This is a genomic window from Nocardia sp. NPDC056611 (assembly GCF_042792755.1).
Taxonomy (GTDB): domain Bacteria; phylum Actinomycetota; class Actinomycetes; order Mycobacteriales; family Mycobacteriaceae; genus Nocardia.
Window position 1 is genome coordinate 1,234,149 of record NZ_JBHTVV010000001.1, and the last position, 15,192, is coordinate 1,249,340.

At 68.5% G+C, this 15,192-nt stretch carries 16 protein-coding genes; 15 read left to right on the plus strand and 1 reads right to left on the minus strand.

Translation table 11 applies throughout. The features are described 5' to 3' along the window. Positions 1-19: 19 nt before the first annotated feature. From ACFRAQ_RS05655 to ACFRAQ_RS05710, 12 genes are all read left to right on the plus strand, one after another. Complete coding sequence (locus ACFRAQ_RS05655) at positions 20-259, plus strand: thiamine-binding protein (RefSeq protein ID WP_213559929.1); 240 nt, start codon at positions 20-22, stop codon at positions 257-259. Beyond that, positions 252-641 (plus strand): helix-turn-helix domain-containing protein, encoded by a 390-nt coding sequence (locus ACFRAQ_RS05660; protein ID WP_379094511.1) that lies wholly within the window; start codon positions 252-254, stop codon positions 639-641. Before ACFRAQ_RS05655 ends, ACFRAQ_RS05660 begins: the two co-directional genes overlap by 8 nt. 139 nt (positions 642-780) lie before the next feature. Beyond that, positions 781-2,124, plus strand: coding sequence for a nucleobase:cation symporter-2 family protein (locus ACFRAQ_RS05665; protein ID WP_379094513.1), 1,344 nt, complete (start codon positions 781-783; stop codon positions 2,122-2,124). Between the two features lie 127 nt (positions 2,125-2,251). Then, complete coding sequence (gene uraD, locus ACFRAQ_RS05670; RefSeq protein ID WP_379094515.1) at positions 2,252-2,749, plus strand: 2-oxo-4-hydroxy-4-carboxy-5-ureidoimidazoline decarboxylase; 498 nt, start codon at positions 2,252-2,254, stop codon at positions 2,747-2,749. Then, on the plus strand, positions 2,746-3,081 hold the full coding sequence (uraH, locus tag ACFRAQ_RS05675) for a hydroxyisourate hydrolase (RefSeq protein WP_357278953.1): 336 nt from the start codon (positions 2,746-2,748) through the stop codon (positions 3,079-3,081). The genes uraD and uraH overlap by 4 nt, the downstream gene beginning before the upstream one ends. A 6-nt stretch (positions 3,082-3,087) precedes the next feature. Next, positions 3,088-3,993, plus strand: a complete 906-nt coding sequence (pucL, locus tag ACFRAQ_RS05680; RefSeq protein ID WP_379094518.1) for a factor-independent urate hydroxylase — start codon at positions 3,088-3,090, stop codon at positions 3,991-3,993. A 46-nt stretch (positions 3,994-4,039) separates the two neighbouring features. Beyond that, positions 4,040-5,446 (plus strand): nucleobase:cation symporter-2 family protein, encoded by a 1,407-nt coding sequence (locus tag ACFRAQ_RS05685; RefSeq protein ID WP_379094520.1) that lies wholly within the window; start codon positions 4,040-4,042, stop codon positions 5,444-5,446. A 182-nt stretch (positions 5,447-5,628) separates the two neighbouring features. After that, the gene (locus ACFRAQ_RS05690) at positions 5,629-6,450 is read left to right on the plus strand and encodes a hydroxypyruvate isomerase family protein (protein WP_379094522.1); all 822 of its coding nucleotides are present in this window, start codon (positions 5,629-5,631) and stop codon (positions 6,448-6,450) included. 39 nt (positions 6,451-6,489) lie between these two features. Beyond that, positions 6,490-7,380 (plus strand): 2-hydroxy-3-oxopropionate reductase, encoded by an 891-nt coding sequence (locus tag ACFRAQ_RS05695; RefSeq protein WP_379094524.1) that lies wholly within the window; start codon positions 6,490-6,492, stop codon positions 7,378-7,380. Positions 7,381-7,382: 2 nt separating this feature from the next. Continuing rightward, positions 7,383-9,161 (plus strand): glyoxylate carboligase, encoded by a 1,779-nt coding sequence (gcl, locus tag ACFRAQ_RS05700; RefSeq protein ID WP_379094526.1) that lies wholly within the window; start codon positions 7,383-7,385, stop codon positions 9,159-9,161. Between the two features lie 9 nt (positions 9,162-9,170). After that, a complete protein-coding gene (locus ACFRAQ_RS05705) occupies positions 9,171-10,343 on the plus strand; it encodes a glycerate kinase (protein ID WP_379094528.1) in 1,173 nt (390 codons plus the stop codon). A 5-nt stretch (positions 10,344-10,348) separates the two neighbouring features. After that, entirely contained in the window at positions 10,349-11,197 is an 849-nt protein-coding gene (locus ACFRAQ_RS05710) for a fumarylacetoacetate hydrolase family protein (protein WP_379095846.1), read from the plus strand. A 127-nt stretch (positions 11,198-11,324) separates the two neighbouring features. Here ACFRAQ_RS05710 and ACFRAQ_RS05715 read toward each other — a convergent pair whose 3' ends face one another. After that, the gene (locus ACFRAQ_RS05715; RefSeq protein WP_379094530.1) at positions 11,325-12,116 is read right to left on the minus strand and encodes a VOC family protein; all 792 of its coding nucleotides are present in this window, start codon (positions 12,114-12,116) and stop codon (positions 11,325-11,327) included. Between the two features lie 208 nt (positions 12,117-12,324). Between ACFRAQ_RS05715 and ACFRAQ_RS05720 the strand changes: the two genes are divergently transcribed. From ACFRAQ_RS05720 to ACFRAQ_RS05730, 3 genes are all read left to right on the plus strand, one after another. Beyond that, positions 12,325-13,668, plus strand: a complete 1,344-nt coding sequence (locus ACFRAQ_RS05720; protein ID WP_379094532.1) for an MFS transporter — start codon at positions 12,325-12,327, stop codon at positions 13,666-13,668. Positions 13,669-13,814: 146 nt separating this feature from the next. Continuing rightward, a complete protein-coding gene (locus ACFRAQ_RS05725; protein ID WP_379094534.1) occupies positions 13,815-14,504 on the plus strand; it encodes a VC0807 family protein in 690 nt (229 codons plus the stop codon). Next, positions 14,497-15,156, plus strand: a complete 660-nt coding sequence (locus ACFRAQ_RS05730; RefSeq protein WP_357278928.1) for a TMEM175 family protein — start codon at positions 14,497-14,499, stop codon at positions 15,154-15,156. The genes ACFRAQ_RS05725 and ACFRAQ_RS05730 overlap by 8 nt, the downstream gene beginning before the upstream one ends. Positions 15,157-15,192 lie beyond the last annotated feature (36 nt).

Genomic DNA, 15,192 nt, shown 5'->3' on the forward strand with positions numbered 1-15,192 from the left:
GAATAGTAGCCTGGGGCGCATGCGGCTACGCGCGGAGTTCACGACCGAACCGTTCCACGGCGAAGGGGAGGCCCCGCCGCATGCCCTGGCGGCGCTCGAGCTCGCCGAATCGGCCGGTCTGGAATGCGATTTCGGTCCGCTCGGCACCTCGGTGGCCGGGTCGGACGAGCGGCTGCTGCCGGTGCTGGGCGAGATCATGGTGACCGCCTTCGCGCACGGCGCCACCCGGGTGACCATGCAGGTCGAGCAGGATGACTGAACATTCGCCCGTGGACGCGTCGCATCCGGTCCTGGTGACCCTCGCGCCCCTGCTGGAGAAGACCGGTGCCCGCCTGGTGCCCGCCGGCGAGGCCGCCGCCGACGACGTCCCGCTGGTCTGGGAGGGCGAGACGTTGGCCTGCGTGCGTTTCGGTCAGCCGGAGGCCGACACCCTGGGCGGCCTGGAACGGCTGCTCGACGAGGTGGCCGGTGAATTGGGCGGCCCGCTGGCCGACCTGCCGCGTGCCGAGAAGCAGCGTGCCGTGCGATTGCTGGAGGAGCGCGGCGCGTTCACCTTCCGTAAGTCCGCGGAGACCGTGGCGGCGGCGCTGGGCGTCACCCGCTTCACCGTCTACAACTACCTCAACCGCGAGCGCGCCTGATCGGTCCCGCGGCTCGGGCATGGCGCTGACCGGGGAACTCTGTATATCTTCAACGAACTGTTGACGACCAGTGTGGCCCATGCCACTCTTCTCGGCTAGCGGAATGACCCTTCCGCGATCCGAGAGAGGCTGCGTTCCCATGGAAACAGAAGCGCCGGAACGACATCCGGTCGACGTCATCCCACCGCCCTGGCAGCTGGTCGCGGGCGGCCTGCAGCACATCGCCGCCATGGTCGCCGGAGTCGTGGCGCCCCCGCTGATCGTCGGCGCGGCCGTCGGGCTGGGCACGAGCGACACGGTCCTGCTCATCACCGCGAGCCTGTTCACCGCGGGCCTGGCCACCCTGCTGCAATCGCTGGGCTGGTGGAAGTTCGGTGCGCGACTGCCGCTGATCAATGGCGGCTCCTTCGCCGCGGTCGGCCCGATCCTGGCCATCGCCAAGGATGCCGCGCCGGGGGAGGCGCTGCCGGTGATCTTCGGCGCGACCCTGGTGGCGGGCATGCTGGCGGTGTTCGCCGCACCGTATTTCTCACGGCTGCACCGGTTCTTCCCGCCGATCGTGGGCGGCACCGTCATCTCGCTGATCGGGTTGTCGCTACTGCCGGTCGCGCTCGGCTGGATCAGCGGCACGGGGGAGGGTGCGATGGGGGAGGCGCATGTGCCGTTGAAGAACCTCCTCGACGCCGCGATCGCCCTGGTCGTTGTGTTGCTGTGTCATCGCTTCCTGAAGGGATTCGGGCGGCAGCTCGCCCTGTTGATCGGCCTGGTCGCCGGGTCCTTGGCGGGATGGCCACTGGGACTGCTGGATACCGGCCCGGTGCGCACCAGCGCACTGGTCGGCTTCATTCCGCCGCTGCACTTCGGTGTGCCCCAGTTCCAGATCGGCGCGATCATCTCGCTGTGCATCGTGATGCTGGTGGTGATGACGGAAAGTACGGCCACGATGCTCGCGCTCGGCGAGATCGTGGACCGGCCCGCCGAGGAACACCACATCGCGGGCGGTCTGCGAGCCGCTGGTCTCGGCACCATGCTGGCCTCCGTCATGGGCGGATTCGCTTGTGGCGCATTCGCGCAGAACGTCGGCCTGGTCGCGCTGACCAGGATGTACAGCCGTTTCGTGGTGGCCGCCGGCGGTGCCTTGCTGGTGCTGCTCGGGTTGTTCCCGGTGGCGAGCGCGGTGGTCGAGCTGGTGCCCAAACCGGCTCTGGGCGGGACGGGTCTGGTGTTGTTCGGGACCGTCGCCGCCAGTGGCATCCGCACCCTCGCCAAGGCCGATCTCGGCGACCCGGTCAATTCGCTGATCGTGGGCGTCTCGTTGTTTGTCGGCATGACTCCAACGGTGGCCCCGTCGTTCTATGCCGGTCTGCCGGGCCCGGTGTCGATCATCATGGCGTCCGGAATCAGTGCGGGCTGTCTGACGGCGCTGGTTCTGCACCAACTGTTCCGCTCGCGCACGACCCCCGCCCTGGCCCCCTCGGTCTGAGCCGAACCAGCGCTCTGACCTGCGGCCCGTGTATATATTCAACAAACTGTTGACGAGTTGTTGTGGCCCGTGACACTCTTCTCGGGTGGCGGAATCACCCTTCCGTCATCCGAGAGAGGTAGCGCCGATGGTGACGTTGAGCGAATTCAATTCGACAGCCGGTGAACGACTCCGGCCGGATCTGCTGACCTGCTGCGACGTGCCCGAATGGGCCGACGCCGTGCTGGCGGACCGGCCCTACGCCGATATCGACGGCGTGCTCGCCCGAGCCGACGAACTGGCCGCCGGACTGTCCGGCGCCGACGTGGACCGAGCCCTGGCCGCGCACCCCCGGATCGGCGAACGGGTCACCGGCACCGGCACCGGATCGGCGTGGTCGCGCCAGGAACAGGCCGGGGTCGGGCAGGACGTGGCCATCGCCGCCCAGCTGCTGGACGGAAACCGCGCCTACGAGAAGCGATTCGGCCGAGTCTTCCTGATCTGCGCCACCGGCCTGTCGGCCGAGCAGATCCTCACGAACCTGCACGAGCGCCTCGCCAACGACGATGCCGCCGAGGCGGCCGTGGTGGCCGGAGAATTGCGCAAGATCGCCGTCCTGCGCCTGCGAAAGGTCTTCGAACAATGAGCACCATTACGACGCACATCCTGGATTCCGCGCTCGGCAAGCCCGCCGCGGGCGTTCCGGTCCGGCTGGAACACCTCGGCCCCGAGACCCGGGTGCTGGCCGAGGGCAAGACCGATGACGACGGCCGCATCCGCGACCTCGGCCCCGAGGGGCTGGAGGCGGGGCACTACCGGCTCACCTTCGACATCGAGTCCTATTCCGCCGCAACGCGACAGACCTACTTCTATCCCACGGTGTCGATCACGTTCACCGTGGCCGGCGAGCCGGGCGAGCACTACCACGTGCCCCTGCTGATGAGCCCCTTCGCCTATTCCACCTACCGAGGAAGCTGAACGCACATGGCAATCAAGCTGGGACAGAACCAGTACGGCAAGGCCGAGAACCGGGTCGTGCGGGTCTACCGCGACACCCCGCGCCACCAGATCCGCGACCTGAACGTCTCCTCGGCGCTGCGCGGCGACTTCGCCGACGCCCACATCACCGGCGACCAGGGCGACGTGCTGCCCACCGACACCCAGAAGAACACCGCCTTCTCCTTCGCCAAGGAGAAGGGCGTGCACTCCATCGAGGAATTCGGTCTCACCCTCGCCGACCACTTCATCTCCCGCGCCCCCACCGCCACCGGCGCGCGCGTCGAGATCGAGGAATACGCCTGGGACCGCATCGAGGTCGACGGCTCCGGCCACGACCACTCGTTCGTGAAGTCCGGCCGGGGCATCCGCACCACCGTGGTGAACGTCGACGGCGTCGGCCCGGATCGGGTGGCGCACGTGGTATCCGGCGTCCGCGACCTCACCCTGCTCAAGACCACGGGCTCGGAGTTCCACGGCTTCTTCAAGGACAAGTACACCACCCTGCAGCCGACCAACGACCGCATCATGGCGACCTCGCTGGTGGCCAAATGGCGCTACAACCACACCGACGTCGACTGGGACAAGACCTACGACGCCATCCTCAAGACCATCCTGCGGCAGTTCGCCGTGGTGCACTCGCTCGCGCTGCAGCAGACCCTGTACTCCATGGGCCGCGCCGTGCTCGAGCAGTTCACCGAGGTCGCCGAGATCCGTTTCTCCGCACCGAACAAGCACCACTTCCTGGTGGACCTGAGCCCGTTCAATGTCGAGAACCCGGGCGAGGTCTTCATCGCCGCGGATCGCCCCTACGGCCTCATCGAGGCCACCGTCGAGCGCGACGACGCTCGTGAGTCCGGCAACGCCTGGCTCGCCACCCCCGGCTTTTGCTGACCAGGCAGAGCCTGATCCCCCTCTTCCTGATCTAGGAGGTGCGGCGATGGGTGATGACCAGAGCCGCGTGTCAGTGACCGTCACCCGACCCGAGGATGCGCGACATTCGTTGGGGCAGTTGGCGATCTACGGAACTCAACACATTCTGACGATGTACGGCGGAGTGATCGCGCCGCCGCTGATCGTCGGCGGCGCGGCCGGGCTCTCGGTGTCGGACATGGCGCTGCTGGTGACAGCGGGCCTGTTCGTCTCCGGCCTGGCGACTCTGCTCCAGACCCTGGGCATCGGGCCGATCGGCTCCAGATTGCCCATCGTGCAGGGTATTTCGTTCGCGAGCGTCTCGACGATGGTGACCATCGCGAGCGACGGCGGACTCCGGCCGGTGTTCGGGGCGATCATCGTCGCCGGATTGATCGGCCTGGCGTTGTCCAGCTTCTTCGCCAAGCTGGTGCGCCTGTTCCCGGCGGTGGTGACCGGGACGATCATCACGGTGATCGGACTCTCGTTGCTGCCCACCGCGTTCCGGTGGGCGATGGGCAACAATCCGAAGGCCGCCGACTACGGATCGGTGGGCAATATCGGTTTCGCCGGGCTCACGCTGCTCATCATCCTGGTGATCAGCCGGGTGTTCCAGGGCGCGATCTCGCGGCTGTCGATCCTGCTGGGCCTGGCGGTCGGCACGGTCATCGCCCTGCTCACCCACCATGCCGACTTCGGTGCGGTGAGCAAGGCGAAAATTGTTGCGCTGCCGCCGATCCTGCACTTCGGCGGCCCGACCTTCGAGGTCGGGGCGATCGTGTCCATGACCATCGTGGTGCTGGTGATCATGACCGAGACCACCGCCGACATCCTCGCCATCGGCGAGATCGTCGGCACCGAGGTGGATTCGGCGCGGGTGGCGGCCGGGCTGCGAGCCGACATGCTGTCCACCACGGTCGCGCCGGTGTTCGGCAGCTTCCCGTGCAGCGCCTTCGCGCAGAACGTGGGGCTGGTGGCACTGACCGGCATCAAGAGCCGATTCGTGGTCGCCGCGGGCGGTTTGGTGCTGGTGCTGCTGGGCCTGTTCCCGGTGGTGGGCGCGGTGGTGGCCGGGATTCCGTATCCGGTGCTGGGCGGTGCGGGCATCGTGCTGTTCGGATCGGTGGCGGCGAGTGGCATCCGCACGCTGGCGCGGGTGGATTTCACCGACAACCTGAACATGGTCATCGTCGCGGTGGCGCTCGGGGTCGGCTTGATTCCCATTGCGGCGCCGACGTTCTGGGACAAGTTTCCGACCTGGCTCGGGGTGATCATGCACTCCGGGATCAGTGCCACCGCCGTGGTGGCGATCGTGTTGAACCTGGTGTTCAACGAGATCACGCGCGGAAACAAGGCGGGCGCTTCGGTATTCGCCGCGGTCGAGGATCGGAAGGACGATCTGGGCGAGCGCCTGGAGGACGATATCCGCGACTGAGTCGCGCGAGATCCGCACCGGATTCCGCAACTTCGTATATTTCCCGCTCTACCGGCCGGTAGCTCCCGGAACTCTCTTGACGGGCCTGTTCCGGGAGCTCTAGCATTTTCATATCCCGAAAAAACATTTCCGCATTATGGAAAACAGCGGAGAACCTGCGGGAACGACTGGAGGGATTCCTGATGACCCACACGCTGAACTACGCCGTGAACTGTTCGCTGCTGTTCACCGAACTGCCCATCCTGGAGCGCCCGGAAGCCGTGCGCCAGGCCGGATTTGACGCCATCGAGTTCTGGTGGCCGTTCGCCGAGGCGGTCCCGTCGGACAAGGACGTGGACGCCTTCGTGGCCGCTGTCCAGAACGCGGGCGTGCGGCTGATCGGCCTGAACTTCTTCGCCGGTGACATGCCCGGCGGCGACCGCGGCCTGGTCTCCTGGCCGGCTCGCGCCGCCGAGTTCGAGGACAACATCGATGTCACCGTGGGCATCGGAGAACGCCTGGGCACCAAGGCCTTCAATGCCCTCTACGGCAACCGTGTCGACGACGCCACCGCCGAGCAGCAGGACGAGGTGGCCGTCGAGAACCTCTCCGCCGCGGCGCTGGCCGCTGCCCGCATCGGGGCCACCGTGCTGGTCGAACCCGCCTCCGGCGCACCCCGTTACCCGCTGCTGACCGCCGCCGACGGCCTGGCCGTCATCGACAAGGTGCAGGCGCATTCCGGGGTATCGAACATCGGCCTGCTCGCCGACCTCTACCACCTCGCCGTGAACGGTGACGACGTGGACAAGGTGATCGCCGAGCACACCGACCGCATCGCCCACGTGCAGATCGCCGACAACCCCGGCCGCAACGAGCCGGGCACCGGCGAACTCCAGCTCGAGCTCCAGCTCACCGACCTCGCGTCGCGCGGCTACCGCGGCTGGGTCGGCCTCGAGTACAAGCCTTCCGGCCGTTCCGAGGACGCGTTCGAGTGGCTGCCGCGCGAGCGCCGCGCCGCCAAGTAGCCGAAAACTTTTGACATTCAACGACTTAGGGAACAGATCATGACCAACATCGCTTTCATCGGCCTCGGCATCATGGGCAGCCCGATGGCCGTCCACCTGCAGAACGCGGGCCACTCGGTCAAGGGCTTCGACCGCAACCCTGCCCAGGCGCAGCCGCTGGTCGACGCGGGCGGCCGGGCCGTCACCTCCATCGCCGACGCCGTGCGCGGCGCGGACGTCATCGCCGTGATGGTGCCGGACTCCCCGCACGTGCAGGAGGTACTGGCCGGGGAGAAGGGCGTTTTCGAGACCGCCGAGCCCGGCGCGCTGATCATCGACTTCTCGTCCATCCGCCCGGACGTCACCCAGGAGCTGGCCAAGCAGGCCGCCGAGCGCGGCTTCCGGCTGCTCGACGCCCCCGTCTCCGGCGGTGAGCCGGGCGCGGTCAACGCCACCCTGTCCATCATGGTCGGCGGTTCGGCCGAGGACTTCGCTTCCGCCCAGCCGCTGTTCGACAAGGTCGGCAAGACCGTCGTGCACGTGGGCACCAATGGCGCGGGCCAGACCGTGAAGGCCGCCAACCAGCTCATCGTGGCCACCAATATCCAGGCCGTGGCCGAGGCAGTGGTCTTCCTCGAGGCCTACGGCGTCGAGCTGGGCCCGGCGCTCGACGTGCTCGGCGGCGGCCTGGCCGGTTCGGCCGTGCTGAACCAGAAGCGCTCCAAGATGATCAACCGCGAGTTCGCGCCCGGCTTCCGCATCGACCTGCACCACAAGGACATGGGCATCTTCACCACCGCGGCCCGCGAGGCCGGTCTGGTGACCCCGGCCGGCTCGCTGATCGCGCAGCTGGTCGCCTCGGCCCGCGTCAACGGCGACGGCCACCTGGACCACTCTGCCCTGCTGCGCGGCGTCGAGCGCCTGAGCGGCACGCTGGACAAGGAGAACTGAGTATGGCGCGCATGCGCACCGTCGACGCGGCGGTCCTGATCCTGGAGAAGGAAGGGGCCACACAGGCTTTCGGCCTGCCCGGCGCCGCGATCAACCCCTTCTACAGCGCCATGAAGGCGCACGGCGGCATCAAGCACGTGCTGGCCCGCCATGTCGAGGCCGCCTCGCACATGGCCGAGGGCTACACCCGGGCCCGGCCCGGCAATATCGGTGTCTGCATCGGCACGTCGGGGCCCGCGGGCACCGACATGGTGACCGGCCTGTACGCCGCCTCCGCGGATTCCATTCCGATCCTGTGCATCACGGGCCAGGCGCCCGTGGCCAAGCTGCACAAGGAGGACTTCCAGGCCGTCGACATCGCCTCCATCGCCAAGCCGCTGGCCAAGTGGGCGCACACGGTGCTCGAGCCCGCGCAGGTGCCGGGGGCGTTCCAGAAGGCGTTCTGGCTCATGCGCGAAGGCCGTCCGGGCCCGGTGCTGCTGGACCTGCCGATCGACGTGCAACTGGCCGAGATCGAGTTCGACATCGAGACCTACGAGCCGCTGCCGGTCGTGCGGCCCGCCGCCACCCCGGCGCAGGCCGCCAAGGTGCTGGCGATGCTCAACGCCGCGCAGCGTCCGCTGATCATCGCGGGCGGCGGCATCATCAACGCCGACGCCTCCGAGCTGCTGGTGAAGTTCGCGGAGCTGACCGGTGTTCCGGTCGTCCCGACCCTGATGGGCTGGGGCGCCATCGCCGACGACCACGAGCTGAACGCCGGCATGGTGGGTCTGCAGACCTCCCACATCTACGGCAACGAGTCGCTGCTGGCCGCCGACTTCGTGCTGGGCGTCGGCAACCGGTGGGCCAACCGCCACACCGGGGCGCTCGACGTCTACACCAAGGACCGCACCTTCGTGCACGTCGACATCGAGCCGACCCAGATCGGCCGGGTCTTCGCACCCGACTACGGCGTCGTCTCCGATGCCGGCGCCGCGCTGGAGCAGTTCATCGCGGTGGCCGAATCCCTCGACAAGGTGGGCGGTCTGACCGACCACCGCGCGTGGGTCGAGCAGGTGCGCGCCAAGCGCGCGACCGGTCAGCGCAAGACGCACTTCGAGAACGTGCCGCTGAAGCCGGCGCGCGTGTACGAAGAGATGAACAAGGCGTTCGGCCGGGAAACCCGCTACGTGACCACGATCGGTCTGTCGCAGATCCAGGCGTCGCAGATGCTGCACGTGTACAAGCCGCGGCACTGGATCAACGCCGGGCAGGCCGGGCCGCTGGGCTGGACCCTGCCCGCCGCGCTGGGTGCGGCCACCGCGGTGCAGGACGAGCCGGTCGTGGCGCTCTCGGGTGACTACGACTTCCAGTTCCTGATCGAGGAATTGGCCGTCGGCGCCCAGTTCAACATCCCGTACATCCATGTGCTGGTGAACAACTCGTACCTGGGCCTGATCCGTCAGGCGCAGCGGGCGTTCGACATGGACTACTACGTCCAGCTGGACTTCGAGAACATCAACTCGCCCGAGGTCAACGGCTACGGCGTGGACCACGTGAAGGTCGCGGAAGGCCTGGGCTGCAAGGCGATTCGCGTCTTCGAGCCGCAGGACATCGGTCCCGCGTTCGAGAAGGCCAAATCGCTGATGGCCGAGTACAAGGTGCCCGTCGTGGTCGAGTGCATTCTCGAGCGGGTCACCAATGTGTCCATGGGCGCGGCCGGGATCGACGCGATCACCGAGTTCGAGGAACTGGCCTCCGCCTTCGCGGACGCCCCGACCGCCACCGTTCCGCTGGACTAGAGGATTCCCATGGCTCGTGTGCTGATCGCCTCCGACAAGTTCAAGGGCTCGCTGACCGCGGCGCAGGTCGGGGCCGCCGTGCGAGCCGGAATCCGGCGCGGGCGACCCGATGCCTCGGTGTCGGTGGTGCCCGTCGCCGACGGCGGTGACGGCACCGTCGCCGCCGCCCTCGCCGCCGGGTTCGACGCGGTCCCGCTGACCGCGTCGGGCCCGACCGGGGAACCGGTGCTGACGGCCTACGCCCGCCGCGGCGACCTCGCCGTCGTGGAAATGGCCGACGTGTCCGGACTGGTGCGGCTGCCCGAAGGCCGCCCGCACCCCATGACCGCCACCAGCCGGGGCACCGGCGAGGTGATGGCGGCGGCGGTGGCGGCCGGCTGCCGCCGCATCGTGCTCGGGATCGGCGGCAGCGCCGGAACCGATGGCGGCGCAGGACTGTTGGAGGCGCTCGGCGCCCTGCTGCTGGACGACAAGGGGCGACCCATCGGCGACGGCGGGGCGGCGCTCACCCGGGTGCACTCCATCGACCTGACCGCCCTGCGTGAGCGGATGGACGGCGTCGAGGTCGTCGTGGCCTGCGATGTCGACAATCCGCTCACCGGGCCCTCCGGGGCCGCCGCGGTCTATGGACCGCAGAAGGGCGCCGATCCGGCCCAGGTCGCCGAGTTGGACGCCGCGCTCGGGCAGTGGGCGCGGCGGCTGGCCGGCGAACTCGGGTCGGATCAGCGCGACGTGGCGGGGGCCGGCGCCGCGGGGGGCGTCGGATTCGCCGCGCTCGCGGTGCTCGGCGCGACCCTGCGGCCCGGCATCGAATTGATGCTGGAACTGGTCGGTTTCGACGAACGGCTGGCCGGGGTGGACCTGGTCGTCACCGGGGAGGGCAAACTCGACGAGCAGACCCTGCACGGCAAGGCGCCCGCCGGTGTCGCCGCGGCCGCGCGGGCGGCGGGCGTGCCCGTGGTCGCGGTGTGCGGCCGGAACACCCTGCCGCCGGCGCGTTTTCACGCGGCCGGTTTCGCGGCGGTGTATTCCCTGCTCGAGATCGAGCCCGATGAGCAGCGCTGCCTGAGCGCCGGGTTGATGTTGTTGCAGCAGTTGGGCGTTCGCATCGCGGACGAGTACCTGCCGGGCGGTCGCCGCGTGGCCGCCACGGTATCCGAGCAGTCCGGAGGCGACGCGTGAAACTCATGCGAGTAGGGGCCAAGGGGTCCGAACGGCCCGCGGCCATCGACGATCACGGCGTGCTGCGCGACGTGTCCGCGGTGACCGCCGACGTCGACGGGGCGCTGCTGGGCGATCCGGTCGCGCTCGGCGCGATCCTCGGGGCGCTGGCTTCCGGCGCCCTGCCCGAGGTGGACCCCGCCGCCCGGATCGGGGCGCCGATCGCCCGGCCCGGCAAGGTGATCGGCGTCGGACTCAACTACACCGACCACGCCGCCGCCATCGGCGCGGCCATCCCGGAACGGCCCGTCGTCTTCCTCAAACCCGGCACCACGGTGAGCGGTCCCTACGACGCCATCGAACTGCCGCGCGACAGCGCCACCACCGACCACGAGGTGGAGCTGGGCGTGGTGATCGGCCGCCGCCTGCGCGACTGCCCCGACGCCGCCACCGCGCTGGGGGCGGTGGGCGGCTACGTCACCGCCAACGACGTCACCGAACGCGCCGGCATCGCGGGTGAACCGACCTGGGTGAAGGGCAAGTCCTTCGACACCTTCACGCCCATCGGGCCCTGGCTGGTCACGCCCGACGAGATCGCCGAACCGCAGGCGCTGAGCCTGCAGCTGTGGGTGAACGGGGAACAGCGGCAGGCGGGTTCGACCGGTGACATGGTGGCCGGGGTCGGCGAGGTGCTGCGCTACCTGAGCACGCTGATGACCCTGGAACCCGGCGATCTGGTGCTCACCGGCACGCCCGCGGGCGTCGCGGTCGGCCGCCCGGAGCCGAAACCCTATCTGCGCGACGGCGATGTCGTCGTCGTGGAGGTGGCCGGACTGGGCAGGCAGCAGACCCTCGCCACCGGGGTGCGCGGCTGAACCCGATGCGGTGACAGACTTCCCGCGACGACGCCGGACGCGCTGCTGGGGCGCAGACCACGTCGCCACGGGATGATTCGAACGGCCCGGTCGCTGTGGAGACCGGGCCGTTCGTCCCCTTTCCGGGTCAGGACTTGTTGCCGCCCAGGCTGAATCGCACACCGGCCGGATCGGCCACCGCCGCCAGCCGGCCGTACGGGGTGTCCTCCGGCGGGCGCACCACGCTGCCGCCCAGCTCCTGCACCTTCCGCACCGACGCGTCCACATCCTCGACACCGAAGTAGACCGCCCAATAGCCGGGCATGCTCGGCGGCAGGAAGCCCGAGGAATCCATCACGCCACCCAGCATCGGGCTCACGGAATGGATGGTGGTGTACCGGAATTCGGGGGTGTCGGCGATCGTGAACGGGTCCTGCCAGCCGAACGCCTCGCGGTAGAACTTCAGCGCGTCGTCATAGCCGCGGGTGTGCAGTTCGAACCACGACGGCGCACCCACGTGCCCCTCCCAGTGCCCGTCGCCGACGATGCCGCGCTGCTCGAAACCGGTCATGGTGCCCGGCTCCCACACGCCGATGCCGACGCCGCCATTGTCGCCGAACACCCCGAACTTGCCGAGCTCGGACACCGGCATCACCGGCACCACGGTCATGCCGCCCGCCGCGGTCACCTTCTCGGCCGTCTTCTCGGCATCGGTGCTGGCCAGGTACACCATCCACTGGCTGGGGCCGCCCGAGCCGTCACTTCCCATCCCGCCCGCCACGGCCTTGCCGTCCTTGCGGAAGGTGATGTAGTCGCCGTGCTCCGGCGCGATCTCGGCGGTCCAGCCGAGCAATTCGCCGTAGAAGGCGATCGCGCCCTCGGGGTCGGTGGTGAAGATATCGGTCCAGATCGGATCGCCGGGCTGCGTGGGGTACGACATGGTCAACTCCTCGAATCGGTGTTCGCTCGGTATTTCGGCCGCTGCGAATGGAGACGACGTTCGGCACCGGAAATCATCGCCGCCGCTCCCGCACGAGGCCGGGATGGCGGGACCGGCGTGTCAGCCGGGACGGCCGTCGTGGCGCGCGGGTACGTTCGAAGTGTTTGCCGCTCATTTGCTTCGGTCGACGACCCGGGGAGGAGGCCGCATGGGTTCGGTCATCGATGATGCGCCCTTCACCGCCTTCCACGCACGGCTCGCGGTGGCGTGCTCGGGCGGGCCGCTGCTGGACGGCTACATCCTCAGCATCGTGGGCACCGCGCTCATCGGCATGAACGCCGAGCTGGATCTGACCACCCGGGACACCCAGCTGATCGGGGCCGCCGCGCTGATCGGGATGTTCGTCGGCGGCGCGCTGTTCGGCGTGCTCACCGACAAGATCGGGCGCGAGATCATGTACACCGCCGACCTGGTGGTGATGGGGGCGTGCTCGATCGCGTCGTTCTGGGCCGAATCCATCTGGCTCATCGTCATATTGCGGTTCGTGCTCGGCATGGCCGTGGCCGCCGACTACCCAATCGCCACCTCGTTGCTCGGGGAATGGCTGCCTCTCAAACAGCGCGGGACGCTGCTCGGCTTCCAGATCGTGGCCTGGTATCTGGGCTCGGTGCTCGCCTACGTGGTCGGCTATCTGATGCTGACCTTCGGCGGCAACGGCAGCTGGCGCTGGCAGCTCGCCAGCGGGGCGGTGCTGTGCGCGTTATTCCTGATCATCCGCCAGAGCACCGCGCCCGAATCGCCACGGTGGCTGGCCCAGCACGGCAAACAGGACAAGGCCGCCGCCATGATCGAGCAGTACCTGCACGTGCGGGTCGATCCGGCCACCCTGGTCGAGGCGGGCGAGGAGGGGCATCCGGCGCGGCACGGGTCGCTGCGCGAACTGTTCCGGCCGCAGTACCGCAAGCGAACCGTGTTCTGCTGCGGCTTCTTCCTGTGCCAGGTGGCGGTGCTGTTCGCCATGCTCACCTTCGGGCCGCAGATCCTGGCCGCCTTCGGCATGCCGGCCGGCACCTGGATGGATACCCTGGGCACCGCCCTGATCAGCCTGGTGTTCCTGATCGGCTGCCTGCCCGCCATGCGCCTCATCGACACCATCGGGCGGCGGCCCACCATCGTGTGGTGCTTCGGGCTGATGATCCTGCCGGTGCTGTTCATCGGCCTCTGGCCGACCATGCCGACCCTGCTCGCCTTCACCATGCTGCTGCTCTACGCGTTCTTCTGCGGCGGGCCCAACGTGCTGGACTGGACGTATCCGAACGAGTTGTTCCCCACCCACATTCGCGCCACCGCCGTCGGATTCGCCACCTCCATCAGCCGGATCGGCGCGGCCCTGGGCACCTATCTGCTGCCGTGGTCCCTGGACCATCTCGGGATGGGGCCGACGTTTCTGTTCGCCGCGGTGGTCACCGCGATCGGTTTCGTCATCTGTCTGTGGGGCGCGCCCGAGACCAAGGGGCGCAACCTGGAATCGGCGGCCACGGTCGCGGCATGACACGGCCACCGTCGCGGCATGACACGGCCACCGTCGCGGCATGACAACTGTCATGGCCGGGAGGTGATGGTTGGCAGATTCGGCGCGGCGACGGTCTCCGTAGCGTCATTCCTGTAGCGCAGAAACCGATTACAGGAGTTCGCATCATGGCTGACAACACGCTCGCCGCGCCCGCGTCGCAGGCCCTCGAACGACCGAATGTGCTGCGCGTGCTCGCACCGACCATGCGCGACATCCTGGTGCCGCTGGCTGTCTACTTCGCCCTGCACGCCGCCGGGTACTCCGATTTCGTGGCCCTGCTGGCGGGGGCGTTGTGCTCGGGGGCGGTGGTCCTGGTGGAGGCGATCCGGGCGCGGCGGGTCGACGCCCTGGCCGCTCTGATCCTGGCGGGGTTCGTCTTCGGCATCGCGAGCTCGCTGATCAGCGGGGATGCCCGGATGATCATCGTGCGGGACTCGATCACCACCGCGGGGATCGGCGTGGCCTTCGGCATCAGCGCCTTGGTGGGGAAGCCGCTGACCTACGTCGCGGCGCGCAAGGCGTTCGCGGGATCCCCGGCGAAACTGGCCGACATGGAGCACAAGTTCCGCACCAACCCGGTGGTGCGGCGGCTGCACAACCGGATCGCCGTGATGTGGGGCGCGGGCCTGCTCGGCGAGTCCGTCCTGCGCGTGGTGCTCGCCTACCGGCTGCCCGTCCACACCATGGCCTGGCTGTCGAGCGCCCTCATGATCGGCACCACCGCGATCCTGATGCTGATCACGGTGCGAACCATCAAGCGGCTCAAGGCATCCGAATCGATCACCGAACCGGGTTACGCTGCGATGCATGAGTGAGGGATCGGTTCCGGAACGCACGCTTGCGGGAACCGCTCGGGTGGAAGCTTTCAGCGACGGGGTGATGGCGATTGCCATCACCCTGTTGATTTTGGAGATCCGGGTGCCCGAGCACGAGCCCGGGCGCTTGCTGCAGGCGCTCGGGCACATCTGGCCGTCGTATGTGGCGTATCTGGCGTCGTTCATGACGATCGGGGTGGTGTGGATGAACCACCACACCTTCTTCGGGCGGTTGCGGCGGATCGACCATGTGTTGCGGTGGTGGAATCTTCTGTTGCTGCTGGGGATTTCGCTGGTGCCGTTCCCGACCATGGTGGTGGCCGAGAACGTCGTGCACGGGACGCACCGGGACGCGGTGGTGGCGGTCGCCCTGTACGGGATCGTGGGGGTGCTGATGACCGTGCCGTGGGCTCCCATGTGGTGGCGGCTGGCGAAGCGGCCGGAGATGCTGAAGTCCGGCTTGGGGGCGGATTACGCGCGGCGGGAGAGCTGGCGGGCCTGGCCGGGGATTCTGGTCTACGCGGCGTGCATCGGGGTCGGATTCCTGTCGCCGATCGCGGCGCTGGTGCTGTATCTGCTGGTGGCGACCTTCTACGGGCTGAGCAACAAGGGGTGGACCGCTCCCTCGGAAGCCGATCCGGACGACGAGTAGCCCTTGCCAAATTAAGCGATTGTGATTAACTGCCGA

Coding starts and splice junctions, on each gene's coding strand:
- ACFRAQ_RS05725 (WP_379094534.1), top strand. CDS start 13,815: ATGGCTGACAACACGCTCGCCGCGCCCGCGTCGCAGGCCCTCGAACGA.
- ACFRAQ_RS05715 (WP_379094530.1), bottom strand. CDS start 12,116: ATGTCGTACCCCACGCAGCCCGGCGATCCGATCTGGACCGATATCTTC.
- ACFRAQ_RS05660 (WP_379094511.1), top strand. CDS start 252: ATGACTGAACATTCGCCCGTGGACGCGTCGCATCCGGTCCTGGTGACC.
- uraD (WP_379094515.1), top strand. CDS start 2,252: ATGGTGACGTTGAGCGAATTCAATTCGACAGCCGGTGAACGACTCCGG.
- ACFRAQ_RS05695 (WP_379094524.1), top strand. CDS start 6,490: ATGACCAACATCGCTTTCATCGGCCTCGGCATCATGGGCAGCCCGATG.
- gcl (WP_379094526.1), top strand. CDS start 7,383: ATGGCGCGCATGCGCACCGTCGACGCGGCGGTCCTGATCCTGGAGAAG.
- ACFRAQ_RS05685 (WP_379094520.1), top strand. CDS start 4,040: ATGGGTGATGACCAGAGCCGCGTGTCAGTGACCGTCACCCGACCCGAG.
- ACFRAQ_RS05710 (WP_379095846.1), top strand. CDS start 10,349: ATGCGAGTAGGGGCCAAGGGGTCCGAACGGCCCGCGGCCATCGACGAT.
- ACFRAQ_RS05690 (WP_379094522.1), top strand. CDS start 5,629: ATGACCCACACGCTGAACTACGCCGTGAACTGTTCGCTGCTGTTCACC.
- uraH (WP_357278953.1), top strand. CDS start 2,746: ATGAGCACCATTACGACGCACATCCTGGATTCCGCGCTCGGCAAGCCC.
- ACFRAQ_RS05705 (WP_379094528.1), top strand. CDS start 9,171: ATGGCTCGTGTGCTGATCGCCTCCGACAAGTTCAAGGGCTCGCTGACC.
- ACFRAQ_RS05655 (WP_213559929.1), top strand. CDS start 20: ATGCGGCTACGCGCGGAGTTCACGACCGAACCGTTCCACGGCGAAGGG.
- ACFRAQ_RS05665 (WP_379094513.1), top strand. CDS start 781: ATGGAAACAGAAGCGCCGGAACGACATCCGGTCGACGTCATCCCACCG.
- pucL (WP_379094518.1), top strand. CDS start 3,088: ATGGCAATCAAGCTGGGACAGAACCAGTACGGCAAGGCCGAGAACCGG.
- ACFRAQ_RS05720 (WP_379094532.1), top strand. CDS start 12,325: ATGGGTTCGGTCATCGATGATGCGCCCTTCACCGCCTTCCACGCACGG.
- ACFRAQ_RS05730 (WP_357278928.1), top strand. CDS start 14,497: ATGAGTGAGGGATCGGTTCCGGAACGCACGCTTGCGGGAACCGCTCGG.